Origin of the sequence: Pseudoalteromonas sp. SG45-5 (genome assembly GCF_014164085.1) — a bacterium.
In the GTDB taxonomy this organism is placed as follows: Bacteria; Pseudomonadota; Gammaproteobacteria; order Enterobacterales; family Alteromonadaceae; genus Pseudoalteromonas; species Pseudoalteromonas aliena.
Window position 1 is genome coordinate 2,893 of record NZ_JACJEM010000010.1, and the last position, 24,601, is coordinate 27,493.

General features: G+C 38.5%; 24 protein-coding genes, 5 tRNA genes and 1 pseudogene. 18 read left to right on the forward strand and 12 right to left on the reverse strand.

What is annotated here, in order from left to right:
* Positions 1-14: 14 nt before the first annotated feature.
* The 11 genes from H5119_RS04450 to lolB form a co-directional block, all read right to left on the reverse strand.
* Positions 15-99 (reverse strand) — tRNA-Leu (locus H5119_RS04450).
* Between the two features lie 174 nt (positions 100-273).
* Positions 274-350 (reverse strand) — tRNA-Met (locus H5119_RS04455).
* A gap of 5 nt (positions 351-355) precedes the next feature.
* Positions 356-430: transfer RNA gene (locus H5119_RS04460), tRNA-Gln, on the reverse strand.
* Positions 431-469: 39 nt separating this feature from the next.
* Positions 470-554 (reverse strand) — tRNA-Leu (locus H5119_RS04465).
* 45 nt (positions 555-599) lie between these two features.
* Positions 600-676, reverse strand: a tRNA-Met gene (locus H5119_RS04470).
* Positions 677-1,400: 724 nt separating this feature from the next.
* Positions 1,401-2,492 (reverse strand): redox-regulated ATPase YchF, encoded by a 1,092-nt coding sequence (ychF, locus tag H5119_RS04475; protein WP_077538390.1) that lies wholly within the window; start codon positions 2,490-2,492, stop codon positions 1,401-1,403.
* 53 nt (positions 2,493-2,545) lie between these two features.
* The gene (gene pth, locus H5119_RS04480; protein WP_077538388.1) at positions 2,546-3,130 is read right to left on the reverse strand and encodes an aminoacyl-tRNA hydrolase; all 585 of its coding nucleotides are present in this window, start codon (positions 3,128-3,130) and stop codon (positions 2,546-2,548) included.
* Between the two features lie 19 nt (positions 3,131-3,149).
* The gene (locus H5119_RS04485) at positions 3,150-3,761 is read right to left on the reverse strand and encodes a 50S ribosomal protein L25/general stress protein Ctc (RefSeq protein ID WP_002958549.1); all 612 of its coding nucleotides are present in this window, start codon (positions 3,759-3,761) and stop codon (positions 3,150-3,152) included.
* Between the two features lie 148 nt (positions 3,762-3,909).
* Positions 3,910-4,857, reverse strand: a complete 948-nt coding sequence (locus H5119_RS04490; RefSeq protein ID WP_077538386.1) for a ribose-phosphate pyrophosphokinase — start codon at positions 4,855-4,857, stop codon at positions 3,910-3,912.
* A gap of 88 nt (positions 4,858-4,945) precedes the next feature.
* Positions 4,946-5,803, reverse strand: a complete 858-nt coding sequence (gene ispE, locus H5119_RS04495) for a 4-(cytidine 5'-diphospho)-2-C-methyl-D-erythritol kinase (protein ID WP_077538384.1) — start codon at positions 5,801-5,803, stop codon at positions 4,946-4,948.
* Between the two features lie 2 nt (positions 5,804-5,805).
* A complete protein-coding gene (gene lolB / locus H5119_RS04500; RefSeq protein WP_077539070.1) occupies positions 5,806-6,393 on the reverse strand; it encodes a lipoprotein insertase outer membrane protein LolB in 588 nt (195 codons plus the stop codon).
* 82 nt (positions 6,394-6,475) lie between these two features.
* On the opposite strand from lolB, the gene hemA reads away from it, so the two are divergent.
* From hemA to rlmM, 12 genes are all read left to right on the forward strand, one after another.
* Positions 6,476-7,732, forward strand: a complete 1,257-nt coding sequence (gene hemA, locus H5119_RS04505) for a glutamyl-tRNA reductase (protein WP_171037471.1) — start codon at positions 6,476-6,478, stop codon at positions 7,730-7,732.
* A gap of 7 nt (positions 7,733-7,739) precedes the next feature.
* Positions 7,740-8,825 carry a peptide chain release factor 1 gene (prfA, locus tag H5119_RS04510; protein ID WP_077538380.1) on the forward strand — a complete coding sequence of 362 codons (1,086 nt, stop codon included), beginning with the start codon at positions 7,740-7,742 and terminating at the stop codon, positions 8,823-8,825.
* A 2-nt stretch (positions 8,826-8,827) separates the two neighbouring features.
* Positions 8,828-9,667: a peptide chain release factor N(5)-glutamine methyltransferase gene (gene prmC / locus H5119_RS04515; protein ID WP_182701361.1), complete on the forward strand. Its 840-nt coding sequence runs from the start codon at positions 8,828-8,830 to the stop codon at positions 9,665-9,667.
* Positions 9,668-9,721: 54 nt separating this feature from the next.
* Positions 9,722-11,266 carry a response regulator gene (locus H5119_RS04520; RefSeq protein WP_182701362.1) on the forward strand — a complete coding sequence of 515 codons (1,545 nt, stop codon included), beginning with the start codon at positions 9,722-9,724 and terminating at the stop codon, positions 11,264-11,266.
* A gap of 32 nt (positions 11,267-11,298) precedes the next feature.
* The gene (locus tag H5119_RS04525) at positions 11,299-11,673 is read left to right on the forward strand and encodes a SirB2 family protein (RefSeq protein WP_182701363.1); all 375 of its coding nucleotides are present in this window, start codon (positions 11,299-11,301) and stop codon (positions 11,671-11,673) included.
* A gap of 145 nt (positions 11,674-11,818) precedes the next feature.
* Positions 11,819-12,646 carry a tetratricopeptide repeat protein gene (locus tag H5119_RS04530; protein WP_182701419.1) on the forward strand — a complete coding sequence of 276 codons (828 nt, stop codon included), beginning with the start codon at positions 11,819-11,821 and terminating at the stop codon, positions 12,644-12,646.
* 62 nt (positions 12,647-12,708) lie between these two features.
* A complete protein-coding gene (locus tag H5119_RS04535; protein ID WP_138584944.1) occupies positions 12,709-13,962 on the forward strand; it encodes a DUF819 domain-containing protein in 1,254 nt (417 codons plus the stop codon).
* A 9-nt stretch (positions 13,963-13,971) separates the two neighbouring features.
* Positions 13,972-14,826 carry a 3-deoxy-8-phosphooctulonate synthase gene (gene kdsA, locus H5119_RS04540; protein WP_138584945.1) on the forward strand — a complete coding sequence of 285 codons (855 nt, stop codon included), beginning with the start codon at positions 13,972-13,974 and terminating at the stop codon, positions 14,824-14,826.
* 132 nt (positions 14,827-14,958) lie between these two features.
* Positions 14,959-15,855, forward strand: a complete 897-nt coding sequence (locus H5119_RS04545; protein ID WP_077538372.1) for a transcriptional regulator GcvA — start codon at positions 14,959-14,961, stop codon at positions 15,853-15,855.
* 1 nt (position 15,856) lies between these two features.
* Positions 15,857-16,504, forward strand: a complete 648-nt coding sequence (locus H5119_RS04550) for an alpha/beta family hydrolase (RefSeq protein ID WP_182701364.1) — start codon at positions 15,857-15,859, stop codon at positions 16,502-16,504.
* Entirely contained in the window at positions 16,504-16,872 is a 369-nt protein-coding gene (locus H5119_RS04555; RefSeq protein ID WP_182701365.1) for a DUF423 domain-containing protein, read from the forward strand. Before H5119_RS04550 ends, H5119_RS04555 begins: the two co-directional genes overlap by 1 nt.
* Before the next feature lie 17 nt (positions 16,873-16,889).
* A complete protein-coding gene (rlmM, locus tag H5119_RS04560) occupies positions 16,890-17,975 on the forward strand; it encodes a 23S rRNA (cytidine(2498)-2'-O)-methyltransferase RlmM (protein ID WP_077538368.1) in 1,086 nt (361 codons plus the stop codon).
* A 47-nt stretch (positions 17,976-18,022) separates the two neighbouring features.
* Here the strand turns inward: rlmM and cysZ are convergent, their stop codons facing one another.
* Positions 18,023-18,733: a sulfate transporter CysZ gene (gene cysZ, locus H5119_RS04565; RefSeq protein WP_171037475.1), complete on the reverse strand. Its 711-nt coding sequence runs from the start codon at positions 18,731-18,733 to the stop codon at positions 18,023-18,025.
* A gap of 259 nt (positions 18,734-18,992) precedes the next feature.
* Between cysZ and H5119_RS04570 the strand changes: the two genes are divergently transcribed.
* From H5119_RS04570 to H5119_RS04595, 6 genes and pseudogenes are all read left to right on the forward strand, one after another.
* Positions 18,993-19,610, forward strand: coding sequence for a sulfotransferase (locus tag H5119_RS04570; RefSeq protein WP_182701366.1), 618 nt, complete (start codon positions 18,993-18,995; stop codon positions 19,608-19,610).
* 88 nt (positions 19,611-19,698) lie between these two features.
* Positions 19,699-19,842: pseudogene (locus tag H5119_RS04575) on the forward strand (IS5/IS1182 family transposase); the annotation flags it as partial.
* A gap of 123 nt (positions 19,843-19,965) precedes the next feature.
* The gene (locus tag H5119_RS04580; RefSeq protein WP_182701367.1) at positions 19,966-20,427 is read left to right on the forward strand and encodes a GNAT family N-acetyltransferase; all 462 of its coding nucleotides are present in this window, start codon (positions 19,966-19,968) and stop codon (positions 20,425-20,427) included.
* A gap of 276 nt (positions 20,428-20,703) precedes the next feature.
* Positions 20,704-22,959: an EAL domain-containing protein gene (locus H5119_RS04585; protein WP_182701368.1), complete on the forward strand. Its 2,256-nt coding sequence runs from the start codon at positions 20,704-20,706 to the stop codon at positions 22,957-22,959.
* Between the two features lie 317 nt (positions 22,960-23,276).
* Positions 23,277-23,474 (forward strand): CPXCG motif-containing cysteine-rich protein, encoded by a 198-nt coding sequence (locus H5119_RS04590; RefSeq protein ID WP_182701369.1) that lies wholly within the window; start codon positions 23,277-23,279, stop codon positions 23,472-23,474.
* A gap of 219 nt (positions 23,475-23,693) precedes the next feature.
* The gene (locus H5119_RS04595; RefSeq protein ID WP_138585815.1) at positions 23,694-24,563 is read left to right on the forward strand and encodes an MYG1 family protein; all 870 of its coding nucleotides are present in this window, start codon (positions 23,694-23,696) and stop codon (positions 24,561-24,563) included.
* Positions 24,564-24,601 lie beyond the last annotated feature (38 nt).

The window sequence follows — 24,601 nt, forward strand, 5'->3', positions numbered from 1 at the left end:
TCCTATCAAGAACATGGTGCGGAAGGAGAGACTTGAACTCTCACAACCTAAGTTACTGGAACCTAAATCCAGCGCGTCTACCAATTCCGCCACTCCCGCATCGAGTATACAGGTATTCATGTTTTGGAACCTAAATCCAGCGTCTTATTCAAGACAACTGCCAATTCCGCCACTCCTGCATTATCACTTTGAATTAATCAAAGAAATGGTAGTTATTTTAAACTCTTCATTGAGTGCAATTTAACTCTTGCAGAGCCACTTCTAAAAAAGAAATGGTGGCTAAGACGGGATTTGAACCTGTGACCCCATCATTATGAGTGATGTGCTCTAACCAGCTGAGCTACTTAGCCATTGTTGGCTGGGATACCAGGATTTGAACCTGGGAATGCCAGGATCAAAACCTGGTGCCTTACCGCTTGGCGATATCCCAACAATAACAATTGATAGTTTTAATTCTTATCAAGAATTATGGTGCGGAAGGAGAGACTTGAACTCTCACATCCTAAGATACTGGAACCTAAATCCAGCGCGTCTACCAATTCCGCCACTCCCGCACACAAGGTAGTTATTTTAAACTCTTCATTGAGCAACAAAAAATATGGTGGCTAAGACGGGATTTGAACCTGTGACCCCATCATTATGAGTGATGTGCTCTAACCAGCTGAGCTACTTAGCCATCTTTTTTGTTAGCACTTCATCGCTGAGTGCGGGGCGTATTATGCTGATATGACCCAAATTCGTCAACACCTTTTTTGTAAAAAAACACTTAACTGTGTTTGTTTGCAGGAAAATTAAGCTAACCGGCTAAATTTTAATAAAAATGCTGTTTTTTTAACACCCTTTAAAGTTCAACATCTCGTTTATTCTGAAATTTTTTAATTCAGCCTCATAACCAAAGTAGAGAAATTAGCAACTAGTGCCTTTTAACATTCAAGATGGTTGGTTTTTAATGATTAAAATTTAAACTTGTTTGATCATTATGCGCATACACTCATTAAGAGAACTTAGGGCGTGTTTATCTTTGGTGGTTAAATTTGGCTGCAGCGTGTTTGGTTTTATGTAAGACAGTGCCTGTGGTGTTTGGATATTCTCTATTAATACGTTATAACGCGATATAAATGCCGGACATGGGCCGCTCTTTGGAGCACGTGCTAACGTTGTTCAAAATTTTTGCCTCGTTAATGCGCTATTTCTTATCGTTAAATAACCTGAACTCTGATTATAACGTATTGAAAATAGCTCCTATACTTATACAGGTTGGTATAAACACGCTTTTAGGTGCTTTGCTAATGCAGTGGAGGAGGTTATGCTGAGTGGCTGTTGTATTTAGCTGATACAAAAAAGGCTCGTAAACACGAGCCTTTAAAAATTAATTCCCATCTAAATGGATTTAATTTTATTTATACGTTAAACAAGAAGTTCATTACATCGCCATCTTTAACAATGTACTCTTTACCTTCTTGACGCATCTTCCCCGCTTCTTTTGCACCGCTTTCGCCTTTAAAAGCAACAAAGTCGTCAAAAGCAATCGTTTGCGCACGGATAAAGCCACGCTCGAAGTCGGTATGGATTTTACCCGCTGCTTGTGGTGCAGTTGCACCGACAGGGATTGTCCATGCGCGTACTTCTTTTACGCCAGCTGTGAAGTAAGTTTGTAATTGTAGTAATTCATAACCACCGCGAATAACAAGGTTAAGACCTGGCTCTTCTAGACCAAGATCAGCCATAAACTCAAGCTTGTCTTCGTCATCTAATTCTGAAAGCTCAGACTCGATAGCGGCACATACAGGAACAACAATCGCATCTTCAGCAGCAGCTATAGCACGAACACGGTCAAGGTATGGATTATTTTCAAAACCATCTTCAGCAACATTTGCAATATACATTGTTGGTTTGATAGTTAAAAAGTTTATAGAGCTGATTGCTGCTTTTTCTTCTTTAGTTAATTCTAAAGCACGTAAAGTTAAGCCTTCGTCAAGATGCACTTTTACTTTTTCAAGTACAGCATTTTGCTCTTTAGCATCTTTATCGCCACCTTTTGCTTTTTTTGCATTACGGAAAAGGGCTTTTTCAGCGCTATCCATATCAGCAAGTACTAACTCAGTGTTGATTACATCAATATCGTCAGCAGGGTCAATAGTGCCTGCTACGTGGATGATGTTTTCATCTTCAAAACAGCGGACTACGTGGCCAATTGCATCAGTTTCACGAATATTAGCTAAAAACTGATTACCAAGGCCTTCGCCTTTAGATGCGCCTTTAACTAGACCGGCAATATCTACAAATTCCATACTTGTGGTAAGAACTCGTTGCGGGTTAACAATTTTAGCAAGTTCGTCTAAGCGAGGATCTGGCACCGGCACCACACCTGTATTAGGTTCAATGGTACAAAAAGGAAAGTTAGCGGCTTCAATACCCGCTTTGGTTAGTGCATTGAAAAGCGTTGATTTACCAACGTTAGGCAAGCCAACGATGCCACATTTAAAACCCATAGTAAGATACCTTGTTTAGAATTCGTTTAAACGGTGTACTTGGACCCAAGTTACTAGGGTTTAAACGAATGTAGTCTGTTTTGTGCTTTTAACACACCATCTTTTGCAAGTATTTCCATGCAACGAACTGCTTCATCAACAGCAGCATCCATTTTTTCTTGGTCTTCTTTGGCTGCTTTTCCAAGCACCCAACCAGTTACCATTTCACGATGCCCCGGATGACCTACACCAATGCGCAAGCGCATAAAGTCTTTTTGATTTGCCATTTTTGCAATAATGTCTTTTAAGCCATTATGACCGCCATGCCCGCCGCCTTTTTTTAATTTGGCAACGCCTGGGTCTAAATCCAGTTCGTCATGAGCAACTAAAATGTCCTCGACAGGGATTTTGAAAAAATTAGCTAAACTACCGACCGCTTTACCACTTAAATTCATGTAAGTAGTGGGGATCAATAATTTGAATTCTTGGCCTTGAATGATCACTTTGCCTGTAAGGCCATGATATTTAGGATCGTGTTTTAGAGTGCAGTTATAGCGTGCAGCGATTTGCTCGATGAACCAAGCACCTGCATTGTGGCGTGTGTTTGCGTATTCGGGGCCTGGATTAGCCAGGCCCACAAGCATTTGAATAGAATTCAAGGTTGCGAGACCTTAAAAATTATTCTGCTGCTGCAGCGTCGTCTTCAACTGGAGCTGCTTTGTTTGCTTTGATAGTCAGGATAGACTGATCATGGCCTTCGCCTTTAGCTAAATCTACAGAGCTAACGCCTTTAGGGAAAGTAAGGTCTGAGATATGAACTGAATCGCCAACAACAAACTTAGAAACATCTACTTCGATGAATTCTGGAAGTGCTTTTGGAAGACACGTAATTTCAACTTCAGTTAACTGGTGAACAACAGTTGCGCCAGCTTTAGTTACAATCTCTTCACCGATGAAGTGTAGAGGAACTTTAGTTTGAAATTTATGAGTAGCATCTACACGTTGGAAATCAAGGTGAGTAAGCTTAGGCTTGAATGGGTGACGTTGGATATCTTTTAAGATTACTTCAACAGCTTCGCCATCTACGTTAAGCGTAAGGATATGCGTGTAAAAACCTTCGTCTTCTTGTGCTTTGATCATATCTTTATGAGCAAAAGTAAGAGATAGGGCTTCTTTATCAGCTCCGTAAAGGATTGCAGGAACTTTGTCTTCGCGACGTAGGCGGCGGCTCGCACCAGTACCAGTTTCTACGCGAAGTTCAGCGTTATAAGTGTAAGTTTTGTTAGACATGATGTCTCCAATAATTATAAGTGTGGGGCCTTTGCGACCAAGGACCCCAGCCAAAAGGCGCGCTATCATACCACTGCGAACTTGTAAAATATACACAGTCCACAAAAAAAGCGCCAAAAGGCGCTTTTATATTCAAAAATGTTTAACTTTAATGTTCAAACATCGCTGAAATAGATTCTTCGTTACTAATACGACGAATAGTCTCTGCTAACATATCTGCTAACGTTAGTACTTTTACTATATCAAGTGCTTTTAGTTCTTCAGATAACGGAATTGAATCAGTTACGATTACTTCATCGATAACCGAATTACGCAAATTTTCAGCCGCTTGACCAGAAAGAATAGGGTGCGTAGCGTAAGCAAATACACGCTTAGCGCCATGTTCTTTAAGTGCTTCAGCAGCTTTACATAACGTACCACCGGTATCAATCATATCATCAACGATAATACAATCACGGCCTTCAACATCACCAATAATATGCATTACTTGTGAAACGTTCGCTTGAGGGCGACGTTTATCAATAATAGCCAAATCAGTGTCGTTTAGAAGTTTTGCAATTGCGCGAGCACGTACAACACCACCAATATCTGGAGATACAACAACAACATCTTCAAAATGACGAGCTTTCATATCTTCAAGCAATACTGGGCTGCCAAATACGTTATCAACAGGTACATCAAAGAAGCCTTGGATTTGTTCAGCATGTAAATCAACCGTAAGAACACGGTCAACGCCTACGCTTGATAAGAAATCGGCAACAACTTTTGCTGTAATTGGTACTCGAGCAGAACGTACACGACGATCTTGACGGGCATAACCAAAATAAGGAATGACGGCAGTAATACGACCTGCAGACGCACGACGTAGGGCATCAACCATAACGATAAGTTCCATAAGGTTATCGTTTGTAGGGGCACAGGTTGATTGCAAGATAAAAACATCCGAGCCACGGACATTTTCATTTATTTGAACACTGATCTCACCGTCGCTAAAACGGCCAACAACAGCATCGCCTAATTCAATATATAAACGTTTTGCAACTTTTTGAGCTAACTCAGGTGTTGCGTTACCAGCGAAGAGCTTCATGTCAGGCACGGTTGGGTTCCTCAGGCACTGAAATTTTGGACTAACGAGCAATGATAAAGATCATTGCGAGTTAACTTATGATTACTTTTACGTTACTTCATTGATCGAATATGGCGGCTAACTCCGTATGAGCAGGGGAAGTATTAACGCTTGATGCGATAAACCCCTGCCAAGTATGGGGGAGATTAGCAAGTACATCTTGTGCTTGAACTTGACTAGCAAATTCAACAAAACAACATGAACCTGTTCCGGTCATCTTCGACGGGGCGTATTTTAGCAACCACTGGAGGGTTTTTTCAACCTCAGGACAGAGCTTTTTAACTAAAGGCTCACAATCGTTGCTCAAAGTTTGGCATTTCCAATCACCTAAAATTTTTGGCGTATCGCGTTTTAAGTCTGGATGTGTGAATATTTTAGCCGTACTTACATGCTGATTTGGATGCACAACACAGTACCATTTTTGTTCAAGTTCTACGTGCTGTAATTTCTCGCCAATGCCGTGTGCTATGGCGCTTTGACCGCGTATAAATACGGGAACATCCGCGCCTAATTGTAGCCCTAAATCAGCTAATTCATCCACACTATTATTTATATTCCAGAGTTTATTAAGTGCTAATAATGTTGTGGCTGCGTCGGATGAACCTCCTCCAACACCGCCTCCCATAGGCAGGCGTTTAATTAAATTTATTTTTACACCTAACTGCGATTTATTCTGCGTTTGTAATAATAAAGCGGCTTTGTAGATGAGATTATCATTTAAAGGTATGTCTTTAGTATCACCCGTGACTAAAATAGTGGATGTGCTTGTAAGTTCAAAAGACAGTTCATCGCCAAAGTTTAAAAAGGTAAATAGCGTTTCAAGCTCATGATAGCCATCAGCACGACGACCATTAATGTGTAAAAATAAATTGAGCTTTGCAGGTGCAATAACTGAAAAAGAAGTTGTTTTAGCCATGTTTAATTAAATCGCCAATCGTAGAGTTGAATTTTAATTTTAATCTGCTGATGCTTTAACGTCAGTTTGGTTGGTAGCCAATAGCCTTCACTTTGTATGTAGCTACTGTAATCTATTTGCCATTTTTTTCCGTTATTATCAAACCACAGTACTTGCTTTGCCCGACCAAGTTGATCAACGACTAAGCTTTGATCGTCAATGGTGCCTTTTAGCCAACTGCCGGCATTATTTACGGGCAGTGTAAAACCCGTTAACCGCTTAAGAAGTCGTGCAGCATCCGTATCGAAATACTTTTTGTCATCAAACTCAAGTTCAGCCATTTTACTTGTTTGCTTAAGTTGCAAAATACGTGTACCAATAAATGATGTGAGCACTAAATCATTATTATTTTCCTTTTGTTGCCAATTTAAGTTTGCAGATTGGCGTTCATCTGGGCTTATAAACGCAAGTTTACCTTCCACATGCCAAGTTTTTTGATTTACGAGGCGAGGCTTCCAATCATCATAAAGCACTGTTTTAGATGTGATTTGTTGAGCGCAACCGCCTAAAAATAAAAAAGTTATGGCTAAAATAAAATATTGTCGAGTCAAATGTTGTTCCTTACTTTCCATATTCCGCTGATTTTTGGTAAAATTGCCGCCCTAAAGTAGGGCTCAGCAATATTTGGCAAATATGACCATAATAGCACTAGGTATAAATCACAAAACCGCTTCCGTAGAACTACGTGAAAAAGTGGCTTTTTCGCCTGAGCAAATTTCAGAGGCGTTACAACAATTAAGCGGTCATGCTGACTTTAATGAAGCGGTGATTGTCTCTACGTGCAATAGAACCGAAATCTATTGTAGCCTTGCTCAGCAAAATTCCCAAATACTGTTGACTTGGCTTGCCAGTTTCCATGGTTTAGATGAACATGAACTGAGTAGTAATATATATTGTCATGAAGATAATGACGCAATAAACCATTTGATGCGTGTCGCATGTGGTTTAGATTCATTAGTCCTAGGTGAACCGCAAATTCTTGGGCAAATAAAGCAAGCTTATTATAGTGCTAAAACCCACGACGCTGTAGGTGTTACGTTTGATCGCTTATTTCAAAAAACATTTTCGGTAGCTAAAGAAGTTCGCACAGAAACAAATATAGGCGCCAGTGCCGTGTCTGTTGCATTTGCAGCTGTTAATTTAGCAAAGCATATTTATGGCAAGCTTGATAAAACGAATGTGCTATTGATAGGCGCGGGTGAAACCATAGAACTTGTTGCTAAACATTTATATCAAAATGAGCCGCAAAAAATTACAGTAGCAAACAGAACAATAGAGCGAGCACGCAATTTAGCTGATGAAGTGTCGGCAGATGTTATTGCGTTGGCGCAGTTACCAGAGCGTTTACATAAAGCGGATATAATTATAAGTTCTACTGCAAGTACACTTCCTATTATAGGGAAAGGCGTGGTAGAGCAGGCGCTTAAACAGCGCCGCAATAAACCTATGTTGTTTATTGATATTGCTGTGCCGCGCGATATAGAAAGCCAAGTAGGTGAACTCGATGCGGCTTACTTATATTCAGTTGATGACTTGCAAACGATTGTCAGCGAAAATATGGCTGCGCGCGAGCAAGCAGCACAGCAAGCACAAATTATTATTACCGAACGCACTAAAGAGTTTTTAATGTGGTTGCGTTCACTCGATTCAGTGGGGTTAATTCGTCATTATCGAAACGATGTTCAAACAATAAAGTCGGAATTAGTAGAAAGAGCTGTTAGCCAACTTTCTAGTGGTAAAGATGCAGAAAAAGTAATTTTAGAGTTGGCCAATAAATTAACCAATCGCTTAATGCACGCGCCTACCCGTGCTATTCAAGATGCAGCGAAAAAAGGTGAAGTGGCTCAATTAAATCAATTGAAAAAAATGTTAGGTATTGACCAGGAATAACCGTTAAATGAAAGAGTCTGTTTACAACAAATTAGAAACCTTAGTTGAGCGTTATGAAGAAGTACAAGCGCTACTAAGCGATCCGTCGGTCATTAGTGATCAAAATCGTTTTCGTGGGCTCTCAAAAGAATATTCTGAGCTTGAAGAAATCGTAAAAACGTTTTTAACTTATAAAGAAACGCAAGACGATTTAGCCAGTGCAGAAGAAATGCTGAAAGATTCTGACCCTGATATGCGTGAAATGGCGCAAGAAGAATATAAAGAAGCTAAAGCACAAATCCTGGTAATTGAAGATCAAATTCAAGTATTAATGCTGCCAAAAGATCCGCGAGATAACAACAATGTGTTTGTTGAAGTACGTGCTGGAACGGGCGGTGATGAAGCGGCTATTTTTGCTGGTGACTTATTTCGTATGTACAGCCGTTATGCAGAAACTAAAAAATGGAAAGTAGAAGTTGTGAGCACCAATGAAGGTGAGCACGGTGGTTACAAAGAAGTGATTGCGAATATCAGTGGTGAAGGTGTTTACGGGCAATTAAAGTTTGAATCAGGTGTACATCGCGTACAACGCGTTCCTGAAACTGAATCTCAGGGCCGTGTTCATACTTCTGCGTGTACAGTTGCGGTAATGGCTGAAGTACCGGAGGCCGAAGCGATTCAAATTAATACTGCTGATTTAAAAGTAGATACATTTCGTGCATCAGGCGCAGGTGGCCAGCACGTTAATAAAACAGATTCTGCTATTCGACTTACGCATATACCAACAGGGGTTGTGGTTGAGTGTCAGGACCAACGTTCGCAGCATAAAAACCGTGCTAAAGCGATGTCTGTACTTGCAGCTCGACTGCAGCAAGCTGAAGATGAAAAGCGTCATGCGGCAGAAGCATCTGAACGTCGTGACTTAGTAGGGAGTGGCGATCGTTCTGAACGAATCCGTACTTATAACTATCCGCAAGGTCGTATTACTGATCACCGTATTAACTTAACACTTTATCGTTTAAACGAAGTGGTAGCCGGTGATTTAAGCGCGATTATTGACCCGTTAATGCAAGAGCATCAGGCTGATTTACTTGCCGCGATGGGCGACGAGTAATTGTGAGCCAAACCCTCGAACAAGCTATTGCTGCAGGGGCTGAATTATTAGCCGCTAGCAGCGAAAGCGCCAAATTAGACGCACAAGTTTTACTGCTACATATTCTTCAAAAACCTCACAGTTACCTTTTCACTTGGCCAGAGCATGCGCTTAATGCTGAACAACAACAGCAATTTAATACATTTTGCCAACGACGTTTAAACGGTGAACCTGTTGCACATATTACTGGGCAACGTGAGTTTTGGAGTTTGTCACTTGAAGTTAATGCAACTACATTGATCCCGCGCCCTGATACCGAAACATTGGTGGAGCAAGCCCTTGAAATGGATGTGCCTTTAGATTCTAAGGTGCTTGATTTAGGCACAGGCACGGGGGCAATCGCACTGGCGCTTGGCAGTGAAATGCCTAACTGGAATATTATTGCAGTAGATAGAGTGAATGAAGCGGTAGCATTGGCTAAGCGTAACCAACAGCGTTTGGCGATCAATAATGTAAACGTTAAACAAAGTAATTGGTTTAGTGCGCTAGAAAATGAAAAATTTAACCTAATTGTCACTAATCCTCCTTATATTGAGAGTGATGATATACATTTGAATCAAGGTGATGTTCGCTTTGAGCCGCTTTCAGCTTTAGTTGCTGATGATTCGGGAATGTCTGATATAAAACAAATAATTATACAATCACGTGACTATTTACTATCTAATGGCTATCTTTTAATAGAGCACGGTTTTGATCAAGGTAAAGCTGTTCGTGATTTTTTTAAACAAATGGCGTTTATTAATATTAAAACAGTTAAAGATCTTGGTGATAATGACCGTGTAACACTCGCACAGTGGACTTGAAGAATAACAATTGCCTGCTTGTGTGTTAAATAATGCCATGAAGGAATTTTTATTATGATGGGTGATTTTTTATTTTCGGATGAGCCAGAAGAATCAGTTAGTGAGATTGAGCAGGGCACCTGGAAAGTATTAATCGTTGATGACGAGCCTGAAGTTCATGCTGTTACAAAGTTAGCATTGAGTGATTTTGAGTTTCAGAATAAGCGCTTAGAATTTATAAGTGCTTATTCTGGTGCTGAAGCAAAACAATTAATAGACAAACATACGGATGCAGCGATTGTATTGCTCGATGTTGTCATGGAAACGGATGATGCTGGCTTACAGGTCGCTAAGTATATCCGTGAAACAGCACAAAATAATCATATCCGCATTATATTAAGAACAGGCCAACCAGGCCAAGCGCCTGAGAGGCAAGTAATTGTTAATTACGATATTAATGATTACAAATCGAAAACAGAATTAACCGCGCAAAAGCTATTTACTGTTATTATGTCAAGCCTTCGCTCTTATCGCGATATTATTACCATAGAGCAATCGCGAGAAGGGCTAGAAAAGATAATAAAAGCATCAAGAGATATATTTTCAGCACATTCAATAGAGAGTTTTATTGAAGGTGTGATGCAACAATTAGTGTCGCTTTTGGGCACCTCCGATCAAGCAATGTACGCGACCACATTAGTAGCCCAAAATCCTGAAGAGAGAAATAATAAAAAATTAATAGTGTGTTCTGGTACGGGGGATTTTGAAAAAAGTGAAGGTAAAGAGTTAGAGCAAGTACTAGAAGAAGGCCAATTAATGGCTTGTGAACAAGCGCTAATTAATAAATCGATTATATACAAAGATAATTATCTTTTTGCATACTGTACAAGTGAATATAATCATAAATCAATGTTGTTTATATCAGGCATACCGAAAAATTTGACAGAGACGCAGCGTCATTTAATTGAAATCTTTTCGCAAAATGTGCAATTAGCATTTGAAAATGTACAGTTACAATCTGAAATTGAAGCGACGCAGCAAGAGCTTGTTTTTAGGCTAAGTGAGGCCGTTGAGCAACGCTCAAGTGAGACTGGTAATCATGTTAAGCGTGTTGCACATATTTGCCATATTTTAGCAACGGGTTATGGCTTATCTAAGCATAATGCGGAGTTGATCCGCTTAGCATCCCCATTACATGATGTTGGTAAAATTGGTATTCCTGATGCTGTGTTGAACAAACCTGCTAAATTAGATGCCCAAGAATGGGAAGTGATGAAAACCCATACAGAAAAAGGGCATGTTATTTTAAAAGATTCGCCGTATGAAATTGTGAGTGCCGGTGCGGTTATAGCTAAAGAACACCATGAAAAGTGGGATGGTTCAGGTTATCCTCAAGGTTTGAAAGGGGAAGATATTAATGTATTTGGCCGCATTGTTGCATTAGCTGATGTATACGATGCACTTCGCCACAAACGTTGTTATAAAGAGTCTTGGACATTACAAAATGTAGTAGATGAAATAAATGAGCAAAAGGGCAAACATTTTGAGCCTAAGCTTGTTGACATCTTTAACGACAAAATTAATGAGTTGGAAGCGGTGCTTGTCCGTTTCCCCGATTAAAGTATTTTTTTAAAACAGAAGTTTAGAGGCATATGGATTATTTAGCAGTAAAACACTCGCACATGGCAATTGCATTATTAAGTGTGATTTTATTTTATGTTCGTTCTTTTTCGAGAATGGGAAGGGGTAAAATAGCAAAGAACAAACTGGTATTTATTGGTAGCCACAGTATAGATACCTTGCTACTAGTTTCTGCATTGGCACTTGTATTTATGGCAAAAATCAACCCGCTTGAACAATTATGGCTTTTAGAAAAGATTGTATTAGTAGTGGCTTATATTTTTATTGGCATTAAAAGTTCTAAACAAACGCAAGTGCAAGCAAAAATTATTTATACAATCATTAATACGTTAGTTATTTTAGCGATAGGCTATTTAGCGACGTCTAAATCCGCTTTATTATTTTAACGATTTAATAATTAGGGCTTTATACTTGTTTTGTAAAGCCCTTGTTGTAGCTCCCTCCTTAAATAATCAACACATTACTATATTGGTATCTAACTTTAAAATTAGGTAAACTACGTCTTCGTTTTCTAGGAATGTTGTAGTATTGATGACCACCCTCGGGTTTGATGAACACGATGAATCATATATTGATGATGCTTATGACGAATTTACGCCAGCGGCCATCTATCGTTGTATAAAAGCGGAATCTAAATGGGATCCTCAAATAGATTTAACAGCAAGTTTTGAAACCTTAACTTACTTTGAGCAGAAAATTGATGCGCTTTGTTTAAAATTAAGAGACGAGCACGAGCGCCTAGATAAATTGCTTGATACCTTTTACAGCAATTGGCTATTCAGTGCTTCTAGCTTGAAAGTACCTGAGTATAAATTAAATAGTTTAAGTTACGCACTAACGATGCGAAGTGGTTCTCCAACAACGTTAGCTATTTTGCTTTGCCATTTTTTACAACACGCTAAACTTGATGCCAGCATCAGCTTGAACCAAGGTGAGCTTGGTGTTCATGTTGCCATCAGTGATGAAGAAGGTTACATAATAGAGCCAAGTAGTGGGCAACAAAGCTGGTATATAATCCCTGAAAATGCAGATGAAGATGATGGTCAAGAACAAGAACCCCTAGAACTCATTTTTGATGATGAGGTATATAAGTTGTTTTTAGCGCAGCAAAAGTGGTCGTTTATTAGTGAAAATAAATTTGGTCACGCTTTAGCCTGTGTAGAAATGCTAATGGAATTAATAGGTGATGACCCCTATGAAAGACGCGACAGAGGCTATTTATTAAATCAATTAGATTGCCCTAAAATGGCGCGTGCAGATTTACAGTTTTTTATTGATGAGTGCCCAGACGATCCCGCTATTGAGATCATTCAATATCAAATAGAAGAACTAGAAGATAATAATAAAACTCACCATTGAGGTGTGTTGATCTTTCAAAATTGATGTTGAAAGATTAATACATCTACAGAATAGGAATAGTTATGGTCGAAGCTCAAAGCGCATTAATCACCAATGATGCCGTTGTACTTGGTTTACTTGCTGTTATTTTAGGATTTATTTTTAAAACCTCGAGCAGCGAACGCCCAGCTCTAAAAACGTTTTATAAATACGTACCCGCTTTATTACTTTGTTACTTTTTACCATCATTGCTCAATACATTCGGTATTGTTGATGGCAATAAGTCGAATGTTTATTATGTAGCTTCGCGCTATTTACTGCCTGCCTGTTTAATACTTCTTACCATTAGTATTGATTTAAAAGCCATACTCAATTTAGGTCCCAAAGCACTTATTATGTTTTTAGTCGGTACTTTGGGTATCGTTATTGGTGGGCCTTTAGCTATTTTAGTCGTCAGTGCTGTTGATCCGAGTATTGTTGGTGGCCACGGTCCTGATGCTGTTTGGCGCGGTATGACAACGGTTGCCGGTAGCTGGATTGGTGGTGGTGCAAACCAAGCTTCTATGAAAGAGATGTTTGAAGTCGGGGGAGACATCTTTTCTGTTATGGTGACGGTTGATATTATCGTGGCAAATATTTGGATGGCTGTTTTATTATTAATGGCAGCAAATCATAAAAAAATTGATGCCGCAATTGGTGCAGATACCAGCGCAATTGAAGGTTTAAAACGTCGGATAGAAGCGTACCATGCAGAACATGCTCGTATACCAACACTTAATGATTATATGGTGTTGCTTGCTATTGCATTTGGTATTACTGGTTTTGCGCATTTTTGTGCTGACTTTCTTGGACCTTATTTTGGTAGCACTTATGAATGGGCAAAAGAATACAGCTTAAACAGTAAGTTCTTTTGGTTAATAGTTATATCAACGACAATTGGTATTAGTTTATCGTTTACTAAAGTGAGGCAAATAGAAGCGTTTGGCGCTTCAAAAGTGGCCTCTAGCTTTTTATATATTTTAGTTGCTGCTATTGGTTTGCATATGAATGTAACCGCCATTTTTGATAATCCTGGCTTGTTTTTAGTTGGTGCTATTTGGATGCTGGTGCATGCAAGCTTAATGTTATTAGTTGCTAAACTAATTAAAGCACCATTATTTTATATGGCCGTGGGCTCACAAGCTAATGTGGGCGGAGCCGCTTCAGCGCCTATTGTTGCATCAGCATTTCATCCGTCGCTTGCACCAGTCGGTGTATTATTAGCCGTACTTGGTTATGGCGTGGGTACGTATATGGCTTATTTTTGTGGATTAATGATGCAAGCAGTTGCACCATAAGGAATTAAAATGAAAGACCAAATTATTAAAATCAATGAAATAGAATTAGCAAACAACAAACCATTTGTGTTATTTGGCGGTATTAACGTATTAGAATCTCGCGATTTAGCTATGCGTGTTGCAGAGCATTACGTCGAAGTAACCACTAAATTAAATATTCCTTATGTATTTAAAGCCTCGTTTGATAAAGCTAATCGCTCTTCAATTAATTCGTACCGTGGTCCAGGTATGGAAGAAGGTTTAAAAATATTTGAAGAGATTAAAAAAACCTTCAATATTCCACTTATTACCGATGTACATGAACCACACCAAGCCGCACCTGTTGCTGAAGTAGTTGATGTGATTCAGTTACCTGCATTTTTAGCACGTCAAACAGATTTAGTGGTTGCGATGGCAAAAACGGGTGCAATTATTAACGTGAAAAAACCACAGTTTTTAGCGCCGCACGAAATGCGTCATATCATTACTAAATTTAATGAGGCGGGTAACAATAACATCGCGCTTTGCGAGCGTGGTTCGAGCTTTGGTTACAATAACTTAGTAGTTGATATGCTAGGCATGGATGACATGAAAGCTATGGCGCCTGTCATTTTTGATGCAACACATGCATTACAACGCCCAGGTGGTCGTACAGATTCGGCTGATGGGCGTCGTGCTCAAGCCGCAGAGCTTGCACGCAGTGGTATGGCACTAGGTATTGCTGGTTTATTTATAGAAGCGCACCCTAACCCTAACGAAGCTAAATGTGATGGTCCTTGTGCGCTAGCGCTTAGTAAGCTCGAAGGTTATCTATCGCAAATGAAGGCGGTTGACGATTTAATTAAAAGTTTTGCACCACTTGATACAAGCGCAAACGACTTATAATTAGCAATGTCTATGTTTAGGTTATATTTAAAAAGCGACTAAGGTCGCTTTTTTTACGCCTTAAATATACTCTTTCTCAGCATAGGTATATAATTCACAGCATAAGAAAAACTAATTCTAAGCTTGGTTATCATGTCAAGACGGGTACCTCCATTAAACGCACTAAAAGCTTTTGAAGCGGCAGCGCGTCATTTAAGTTTTACAAAAGCGGCGGAAGAGCTTTATGTAACGCAAGCGGCTGTCAGTCATCAAATAAAAACACTTGAAGAACATTTAGGATTAAAGCTGTTTTTACGTAAAAATCGCTCGTTATTATTAACCGAAGAGGGGCAAGGTTACTTCCTCGATATTAAAGAGATTTTTACACAGCTTATTGATGCAACCGAAAAGCTATTAGCTCGAGGGGCTAAAGGATCATTAACGGTAAGTTTAACCCCAAGTTTTGCAATTCAATGGCTTGTGCCACGCTTAAGTTTATTTAATGAGTTACATCCCGAGATTGACGTACGGATCAAAGCACAAGACCAAGATGAAAACTCATTAACAGATGATGTTGATGTGGCGATTTATTATGGTCGCGGTCATTGGAGCGGTGTACAAACGTATAAGTTGCATACTGAATATTTAGTCCCTTTGTGCAGCCCGATGTTGTTGAGCGGTCCAAAGCCGCTTGATCAGCCTAGCGATTTAGCACAACACACTTTATTGCACGATACCACACGTAAAAATTGGAAAACGTGGATGAAAACGGCCGGTGTGCGCAACGTTCAAGTTAACCAAGGACCTATTTTTAGTCACTCTTCTATGGTGTTGCAAGCTGCTGTGCACGGGCAAGGAGTTGCAATTGGTAACAGTGTGTTAGCTAAACCTGACATTGACGCGGGGCGCTTAGTGATCCCATTTAATCACAGTCTTGAAAGTAAAAACGCCTATTATTTAGTCCTTAGAGAATCACAAACAGAGCTGGGTAAAATAGTATCCTTTAAAGAGTGGATGTTGAGCTTAGTAGAGCAAGAGCAAGAATATTAATATGATTGAATGGTTTAAAAGTTCTAAGCAAACTGCTTTTGCACAATTTATATTTGCCCATGGTGCAGGTGCAGGCAGTGACTCTGACTTTATGCAGCAAATGGCAAAATTAATCAGTGAACAGGGCGTTGATGTTGGCTTATTTGATTTTGAATATATGCAAATAGCCAAACAAACGAATAAGCGCAGGCCGCCTGAGCGAGCACCCAAATTACTCAGTTATTTTGAGCAAATACTTAATCACATCCAGCCAAACGTTCCGTTATTTATTGGAGGCAAGTCTATGGGGGGCCGAATGGCATCCATGCTTGCGTGTACGACAGAGCACCCGGTTTTAGGTGTACTTGCGTTTGGCTACCCGTTTCATCCTCCTGGTAAGCCTGAAAAGCTTCGCACTGATCACTTTGCGGATGTTGTTTGTCCATTTTTAGTATTACAAGGTGAGCGAGATACATTTGGTACCCGCGAGGAGCTTGCAACGATGGCTATGCCTATGCAGCCTCAATATATATGGTTAACTGACGGCGATCACTCACTTAAACCTCGTAAAAAAAGTGGTGTTACTGAGTTACAAAATAGAGAAACTGCCGCCTTGGGCGCAGTTGAGTTTATTAAAAACAATTTAGATTCAAATTTAGAGAGTAATTAATGATTAAGTTATTTTTAATGGCGGGCAGTCTTCTTTGCATGTTTTCGGTCATGTTAGGTGCATTTGCGGCTCATGGTTTAAAAAGTCGTTTATCGGAGTATTCGTTAGGAGTATTTAAAACCGCCGCTGAGTATCAAATGGTGCATGGACTTGCGCTTATTGCGGTTGCCATTTTAATTAAGTGGGGCATAAATCTGAGCTGGGCTGGTGGTTTTTTTATAACAGGCACACTACTTTTTAGTGGCAGTTTATATTTACTTGCTCTAACGGAGATGAAATGGCTAGGGCCAATAACACCAATTGGTGGGTTGTGCTTTATTATTGGTTGGATTGTTATTTTAGTGCAAGTTGCACGATTTAAGTTTTAAAGAGTTTAAGGGTTAATATGTCTAGTGTTGTGATTTACTGTCGTAGTGGTTTTGAAAACGATGCCGCTGCTGAAATAACATTTCACGCTGCCGAGCAAGGGTTTGCAGGTTATGTAAAAGCAAAACCAAATACAGGTTACGTTGTTTATGAATGCTTTGAAGCGCATCACAGCGACGAAATAATCAAAAAAGTTGATTTTAAAAATATGGTGTTTGCACGCCAATGGTTTGCCGGTACATTACTTGAAAACATGCCAGTAGAGGATCGCGTTGGCGCGGTAGTTGAAGCTGCAAAAGAGTTTACATTGTGCTCTGAGTTACGCGTTGAAACACCTGATACAAACGAAGGTAAAGAGCTTTTAACGTTTTGTAAAAAAATATCAACCCCGCTAAAAAAAGCGCTTGAAAAACAAAACACAGTATTGCGTGAACCAAAAGCAAATCGTCCAGTAATGCATGTTATGTTTTTAACAAATAACACGGCTTACGTGGGTTACTCATATAGTTTTAATAATTCTCCATTTTTTATGGGTATTTTACGTCTTCGCATGCCAAGCGATGCACCAAGTCGTTCAACGTTAAAGCTAGATGAAGCATTTAATGTGTTTATTCCTGAACAACAACGCGAGTCACGCGTGGCAGCGGGTATGCGCAGCGTTGATTTAGGTGCATGCCCAGGTGGTTGGACCTATCAGCTTGTACGTCGAGGCATGTTTGTAAGCGCGATTGATAATGGCCCAATGAACGATGACTTAATGGAAACAGGGCAAGTTAAGCACTTTAGAGCTGATGGCTTTAAATATCGCCCAGAAAAAAGAAACATCACGTGGTTGGTCTGTGACATGGTAGAAAAACCAACTAAGGTGACCACATTAATGATTGACTGGGCCGTGAACGCCTATGCAAAAGAGTTTATATTTAACTTAAAGTTACCGATGAAAAAACGCTTTGATAGTGTTTACGAATGCCTTTCAATGATCCGAAAAGAACTTGAAAAACAGGGTATTAATTATGAGTTGCAAGCTAAGCATTTGTATCATGATCGTGAGGAAATAACGGTTCATTTAAACGTTATTAAGGTGCCACAAAATTTATACAGCTAAGCTTTATTAGCAATAAAAAATGGGTCACTTGACCCATTTTTATAGATTTAATTACGATATTTAGGCCTGTAATTATCAACCCATAAGCGAGTTGCGCCGCAAACCGCTACCGGCATTACGATTAAATTTATAAATGGTATGGCTGTTAATAACATAACGGCGAAGCCAAACCCATACGACAAACCTTGTTTACTTTTTAAATCATCTTTCATGTGTTTAAAGCTAACTTTATGGTTATCGAATGCATAGTCTTCATATTGCACAGCGAACATCCAGCAGGTAAATAGTACCCACAGTACTTGCCCAATAACAGGTAATATCCACAGTAATATAAAAAAGCCAATTGCGCGTGGTAGGTAATAGCAAAGTTTTGTCCACTCCCGGCCAAGCATGCGTGGCACATCTTTTAATAACTCAGCAAAGCCATCATCATTAATTTTTTGACCTGTTAAATAAAGCTCCACTTTTTCGCTCAATAAAGCGTTAAAAGGTGCAGCAATAAAGTTGGTGATCACCGTAAATAGCATGCTGTAGCTAAATAAAACGATTAATATAGCAATAGGCCACATTAACCATTCAAGCCAACTTAACCACTCAGGAAGCATATTATTAATGTAACTGAAGCTGTCGCTTAGCCATCCAAATAAAAAAAACAGCGAGCTACCAAAAAGTAAAATATTAATTAACAGCGGGATCAAAACAAAGCGCTTTAATCCTTTTTGAGTAATTAATTTAAAACCTGAAAAAAAATATTCCATACCTTGTGTGATCTGCACAGCAACCTCAAAAATGTTTACTACTGAAGCTAGTATAAGTAGCTGAGCTTTTTTGAACAGTATTTTTAAGTAACAAAGTGTTTAATTTTACGTATTAAGATACAAAGTAATAAAGTTAAATAATCTGAACTCTGGCTGCTTCATTGATACTTATCAATTTACAACAATCGTTGTTAATTTATTTATGGTCGTATGGCAAACATGTAATAATATGCTGCTGTTTTAAAACGAGTAACGTTTGATGTCTAAAATATTTATCATTGGTTTGCCAAGAACCGGTACTACCAGTATTAGTGTAGCCTTGTTAGAAATGGGGTTGTTAGTAGCGCACACCGCGTTTACCAAAAAAGCATTCGAGATGGCAGATGTTGTATCAGATGCGCCTTGTTTCAGTGATTATATGCATTTAGATACGTTATTTCCGGGCGCAAAATTTATTTATCTAAGTCGAGACGTAGATAAATGGGTTCCTTCAATCACCATGCTACTTCAGAAAATGGCCCCGCATTTGGAGCCAAAAACAGGTAAATTTAATCCTATTCTCAAACGTAGTTTTCATTCTTTATTTCCGGCAACATTGCCTTTAACCCACAATGCATTAGCTGAGTGTTATTTAAACCACGAACGTGCTGTTTTCACCTATTTTAAAGACCGTAATGATTTTTTAGCCATTGACGTTAGTGAACCCAATAGTTTACTCAAATTAAAACAATTTTTAGGTAAAACAGTAGAAGGAGACACTGATTTTCCTAAATTAAATGTTGGTCGCCAGGTTGCGAATTGGAAGGAATATAAACACCCAAATAAAATTAACTCTAATTTGGCCGGTGTAGAGCATAGAAAATACTTTGATTACTAGGGGCTGTTGATCTTTCAAGTATACTTTTTAAACAGCATAGTGAGCAGGTATAATTTACTTCGCCAAAAACAAAAAATAGCGACTCACTATGCCAAGACTAATGTTAACAGATGAACGTTGGGAAGTCCTGTACAAAGCAATGTTAAGTTCAGGGAGAATTTATAATAAGCCTGCACATCGAATAACGGTGGAAGGAATACTCTATCGGATGCGAACAGGTTTGCCATTTCGCTATGTCGAAGTAATCTCAAGTAAATATTCAAATCAATGATAAATAAACTAAACAAGGTTGTTCATTTATTACAATTCGGTATAGTTTGCTAACATATTTTTAAATAAAATTGAGATTTTCTCTATGCAGTTAGTCGATTTAAACCCAAATGACCAGGATGTGATTAATGTTTTTTCTGATATCGACCGACTTATAAATTCTTTGTACCCTGTTGCAACAGCACAATCGCTTACCGTTGGCGAGCTCAATGATGCAAATGTTTATGCTATTGGATTAAAGAATGAAGATGGAATTATTGCATGTGGGGCCATTGTTAAGCAGTTTGATGAAGTTGCTTACGGTGAGATCCGACGACTTTATGTAAATCCTAGCTACCGTGGGCGGGGATTGTCTCGCCGAATTATGCAGATTTTATTGCATCATGCGGGCGAAGAACAAATTCCGCTGATAAGGTTAGAAACTGGACCTAAACAAATTAAGTCAATAAAGTTATACGAAAACCTTGGTTTTAAGCAATGTAGCAGTTTTGGAGCTTATCAAGACAACCCACAAAGCGTATTTATGGAACTAGGACTGAGTCAATAAGCGCTGAACGTATTTTTCTGTATTAAATTTACCTCATCTTGTTAAATTGTATCACGTACCCATAAAGGTATATTTTAATATCAATAATTAACAATATGTATATTATTAACTTAATTTAATTCGTGGGAATTAAAAAACCTCATAAATCATGACTATACTTACAGGTTATGGCAGCTACATTAAATAATTGAGGGTGAACCGCTTTAGCTCTAGTGTGAATCTTTAATTAACATATTATAAATCAAGAATAAAAATAATTAATACGTATGGTGGAATATGGATACAACTAGGTTAAGAAGATTACTATCTCACCAACAAGGTATCTTGTCTAAAATTGCATTAGGCACTCCCCTAAATGATATTCTTAATGACATTTGTTTATCTATTGAAGAAATTATTGAAGATGAATCAGCTAAGTGCTCAATTCTATCGTTAAAAGATGGGCAACTTTTTCATTGTGCCGCCCCCAATATTGACGAAAAATATTGCCAAGCTATAAATGGAATTGCGATAGGTCCTAACATGGGATCATGTGGTACTGCCGCTTATTCTAATCGTCGTGTCATTGTTGAAGACATCTCAGCTTCTCCTCTTTGGCTAGAATTTAAAGAGCTCGCTTTGGGTTTTGGTTTGAAGTCATGTTGGTCAACACCTATTATTTCAACACAATCAAAGATTTTAGGCACTTTTGCTATTTATCATGGGATAGCCAAGTCACCATCAGTTCAAGATTTAGAGTTAATTGATTATTTTGTACACTTTTCAAGTATTGCATTAGAAAAACATATTGAATCGCTCAATGCTAAAAAACTGATAGCTGATCTACAGCAAAGTAATGAAAAATTTAAAGCATTCACTAAAGTTATGCCTGATTTGATTTTAATTTTAAGCGAAGAAGGTGAATACACTGACATTTATGGTTCCTCTAACGATTTATTGTGTAAATCACCAAGGGAAATAATTAATAAAAAGGTGAGTGACGCGCTTCCTGAAAGAGAGGCATTGTTGGTTATGGATGTGATTACGCAAACATTAGCAACAAACGATGTTCAGTTTTTTGAATATGAACTTGAAACCCAAAAAGGTAAAATTACTTTTGAAGGACGAACAGCTCCTTTAGATCATTATCACCCAAATAATCCATCGCAGAGGCATGTTGTTTGGATGGCTAGAGATATTTCGATCCGTAAAAATGCAGAAAAAGAAATCGAAAAGCTCGCCTTTTTTGATGCACTTACGGGCCTACCCAATAGACGAATGCTAAGTGATAAACTCGCTATATGTGTAGAAAAAATAAAACACACTCATAAAACGGCGGCTTTATTATTTTTAGATTTAGATAATTTTAAAAGAATTAATGATTCGCTAGGACATAGTGCAGGTGATGAAGTGTTAATTGAATTGGCGAATCGGCTTAGCGCCGTTTTAAATAATTCAGGTACATTAGCACGAGTCGGAGGGGATGAATTCATTGTTTTATTAGAGCACGTTGGTGAAAATGAAAATCACGCTAATGTAGAATCAGAAAATATTGCAAAAAAACTACAAGGCGTATTCAATGAGAAGTTTGAAGTTGGCAATTTAGCATTTCAGGTGAGTTGTAGCATTGGTATTTGCTTAATTGATGATATAAATTTAATTCCTGACAATATATTAAAGTTTGCTGATACAGCTATGTACCGCTCTAAAATGAAAGGAGGCAACAGCTGTAGTTTTTATGATCCGGCGCTGCAAACCTTACTAGAGAATCAAGCTGAACTTGAAACAGACATTGTAAGAGCGATAGCGTGTGATGAATTTTGTGCGTATTTTCAACCTCAAATAAATGCCACAGGACACATTGTTGGGGCCGAGGCACTTATTAGATGGGATCACCCGAATAAAGGGTTAATAGCGCCCAATGAGTTTATTCCGATAGCAGAGCAATACGGGCTGATTCAAAAGTTACAAAATATTGTACTTCGCGATATATGTATTCTAATTAATGAATTGAATAGCAATAAAATCATTAATGAATCATTTTGTATCTCTATTAATATAAGCCAATGCCAATTTAATTCGTCCACTTTAAAAAGTGAGTTGCTCAAAGCAATCACTCATTTTAAAGTGCAGCCAACACAGATTAAGTTAGAAATCACCGAGTCAATGTTATCTGGTGATATAGACAGTATGATTTATCAAATGGAAGAGCTAAAAGATAAAGGATTTATGTTTTCTATCGATGACTTTGGTACCGGTTATTCTTGTTTAACGCACTTAAGCGCTTTTCCGGTCAAAGAATTAAAAATAGATAAAAGCTTTATTGATAAGATTTTAGATAACGGCACAGGCTTTAGCATTGTACAAACAATTATAAATTTAGGTAAAAGCTTAAATTTATCGGTGGTGGCTGAAGGTGTTGAACAATTAGCGCAATATGAAATGCTTAAAATAATGAATATTGACTCAATTCAAGGTTATTTAATTGCAAAGCCCATGTCTCACAATCATTATTTGCAATGGCACAAAGAGCACTTTGAAAAGACATTATAATACCAATTTTATTAAAAGCATGGTTATTCTATCGCTACAATAGATCACTAATTTAATACAAAGGGTATAATTTACCCAAATATATTTATTAACCTGAACTCGGGTTAAGATATTTACTAACGCATTGAATTATGGTGATATTTAAATTTATTTTCTCTAGCCAGAGCTTTTCAGTGAAAACAAGGCGAACTTACGCGTCAATAGCTGGCCTATTGCAAGTAAATTCAACGTGGTTAGCGCTGAAAATAGCTGCTCGAGATAGATTTATTATCCAGAGTTCTGGTTTATTAGATAGTTAATTCTCATAAGGCATTAAAATGAACCAATTAACAGAAAGGACAATAGAGTGTCCTTATTGCGGTGAAGCAATCGATATTTTAATTGATGCATCGGATTTAAATGAGCAGTACATTGAAGATTGCCAAGTATGTTGCAAGCCTATAAATTTTTTAGTTTCGCACAATGTTGATGATGAATTGATTGTTAATGTATATTGTGAGGATGAAGCGTATTAGCGTTTGAACTGATTTAGATCTGCATTTAGCTTTCAGCGTCCTCACACTTCCTTCCTCCTTTTATTAAAATGATGTTCAACAGACTGTGCAGAACTGTTTGCTGTTTTTTTTAGTGCGCTTCGTATAAAATCCGCCTTGTAATTTTTATCATCAAACCTTCAAATCATAACGTTTAAATAGCGAGACTTTCTTATCCTTTCTAAAGATGACACTAAATCAATGACAGATATAACAGTAGTAACTCACAATGGTAATTTTCATGCAGATGACGTTTTTAGTATTGCAGTACTCAAACATGTTTTGCCAACATTTAAACTGGTACGTACTCGCGATAAAACACTGATAGAAAGTGCCGACTTTGTAATTGATGTAGGTGGCGAATACGACCCTCAAACTAATCGCTTTGATCATCACCAACGCGGTGGTGCAGGGGAGCGAGAAAATGGCATTCCTTTTTCATCGTTTGGTTTAGTGTGGAAAAAATATGGTTTAGCACTGTGTGATGATAATCAAGCGGTAGCCGACAGAGTTGATTCAGGCTTAGTTTCAACCATTGACGCCATTGATTGTGGTCATGTTGAAGGTGTCTCAAAAGGGATAAGCCTGAGCCAAACAATCTCAATGTTTAATCCTACATGGGAAGAAGAAAGTAACTTTGATACCTGTTTTGATGAAGCTGTTGAGTTTGCAGCTCGTATGCTCATTCGTTTTATCGCCTCAGCCCACGGAAGTGTAAATGCAAAAGAGATTGTTGCTAAAGCAATTGAAAATGCAGAAGACGCCAGAGTTATCGTGCTTGAAAAATACACACCGTGGAAAAAAACAGTCCATATTTTATCAAGTGATGCGCTATACATGGTTTACCCATCGCATTCTGGGCAATGGATCTTACAAACAGTACCCGTTGAGCCAGGATCATTTGAAGACAGAAAACCGCTTCCTAAAGCATGGTCAGGTTTATCTGATCAAGCATTTGTAGATGAAACCGGTATTGACGACGCTGTGTTCTGTCACAATGGTTTATTTATAGCCGGTACTAAGTCGTTTGAAAGCACAATGAAACTTGCCACAATGGCGCTTAGTGAATAAAAGCGCAGATTAACAAAGAGTAATAAAGCATAACAACC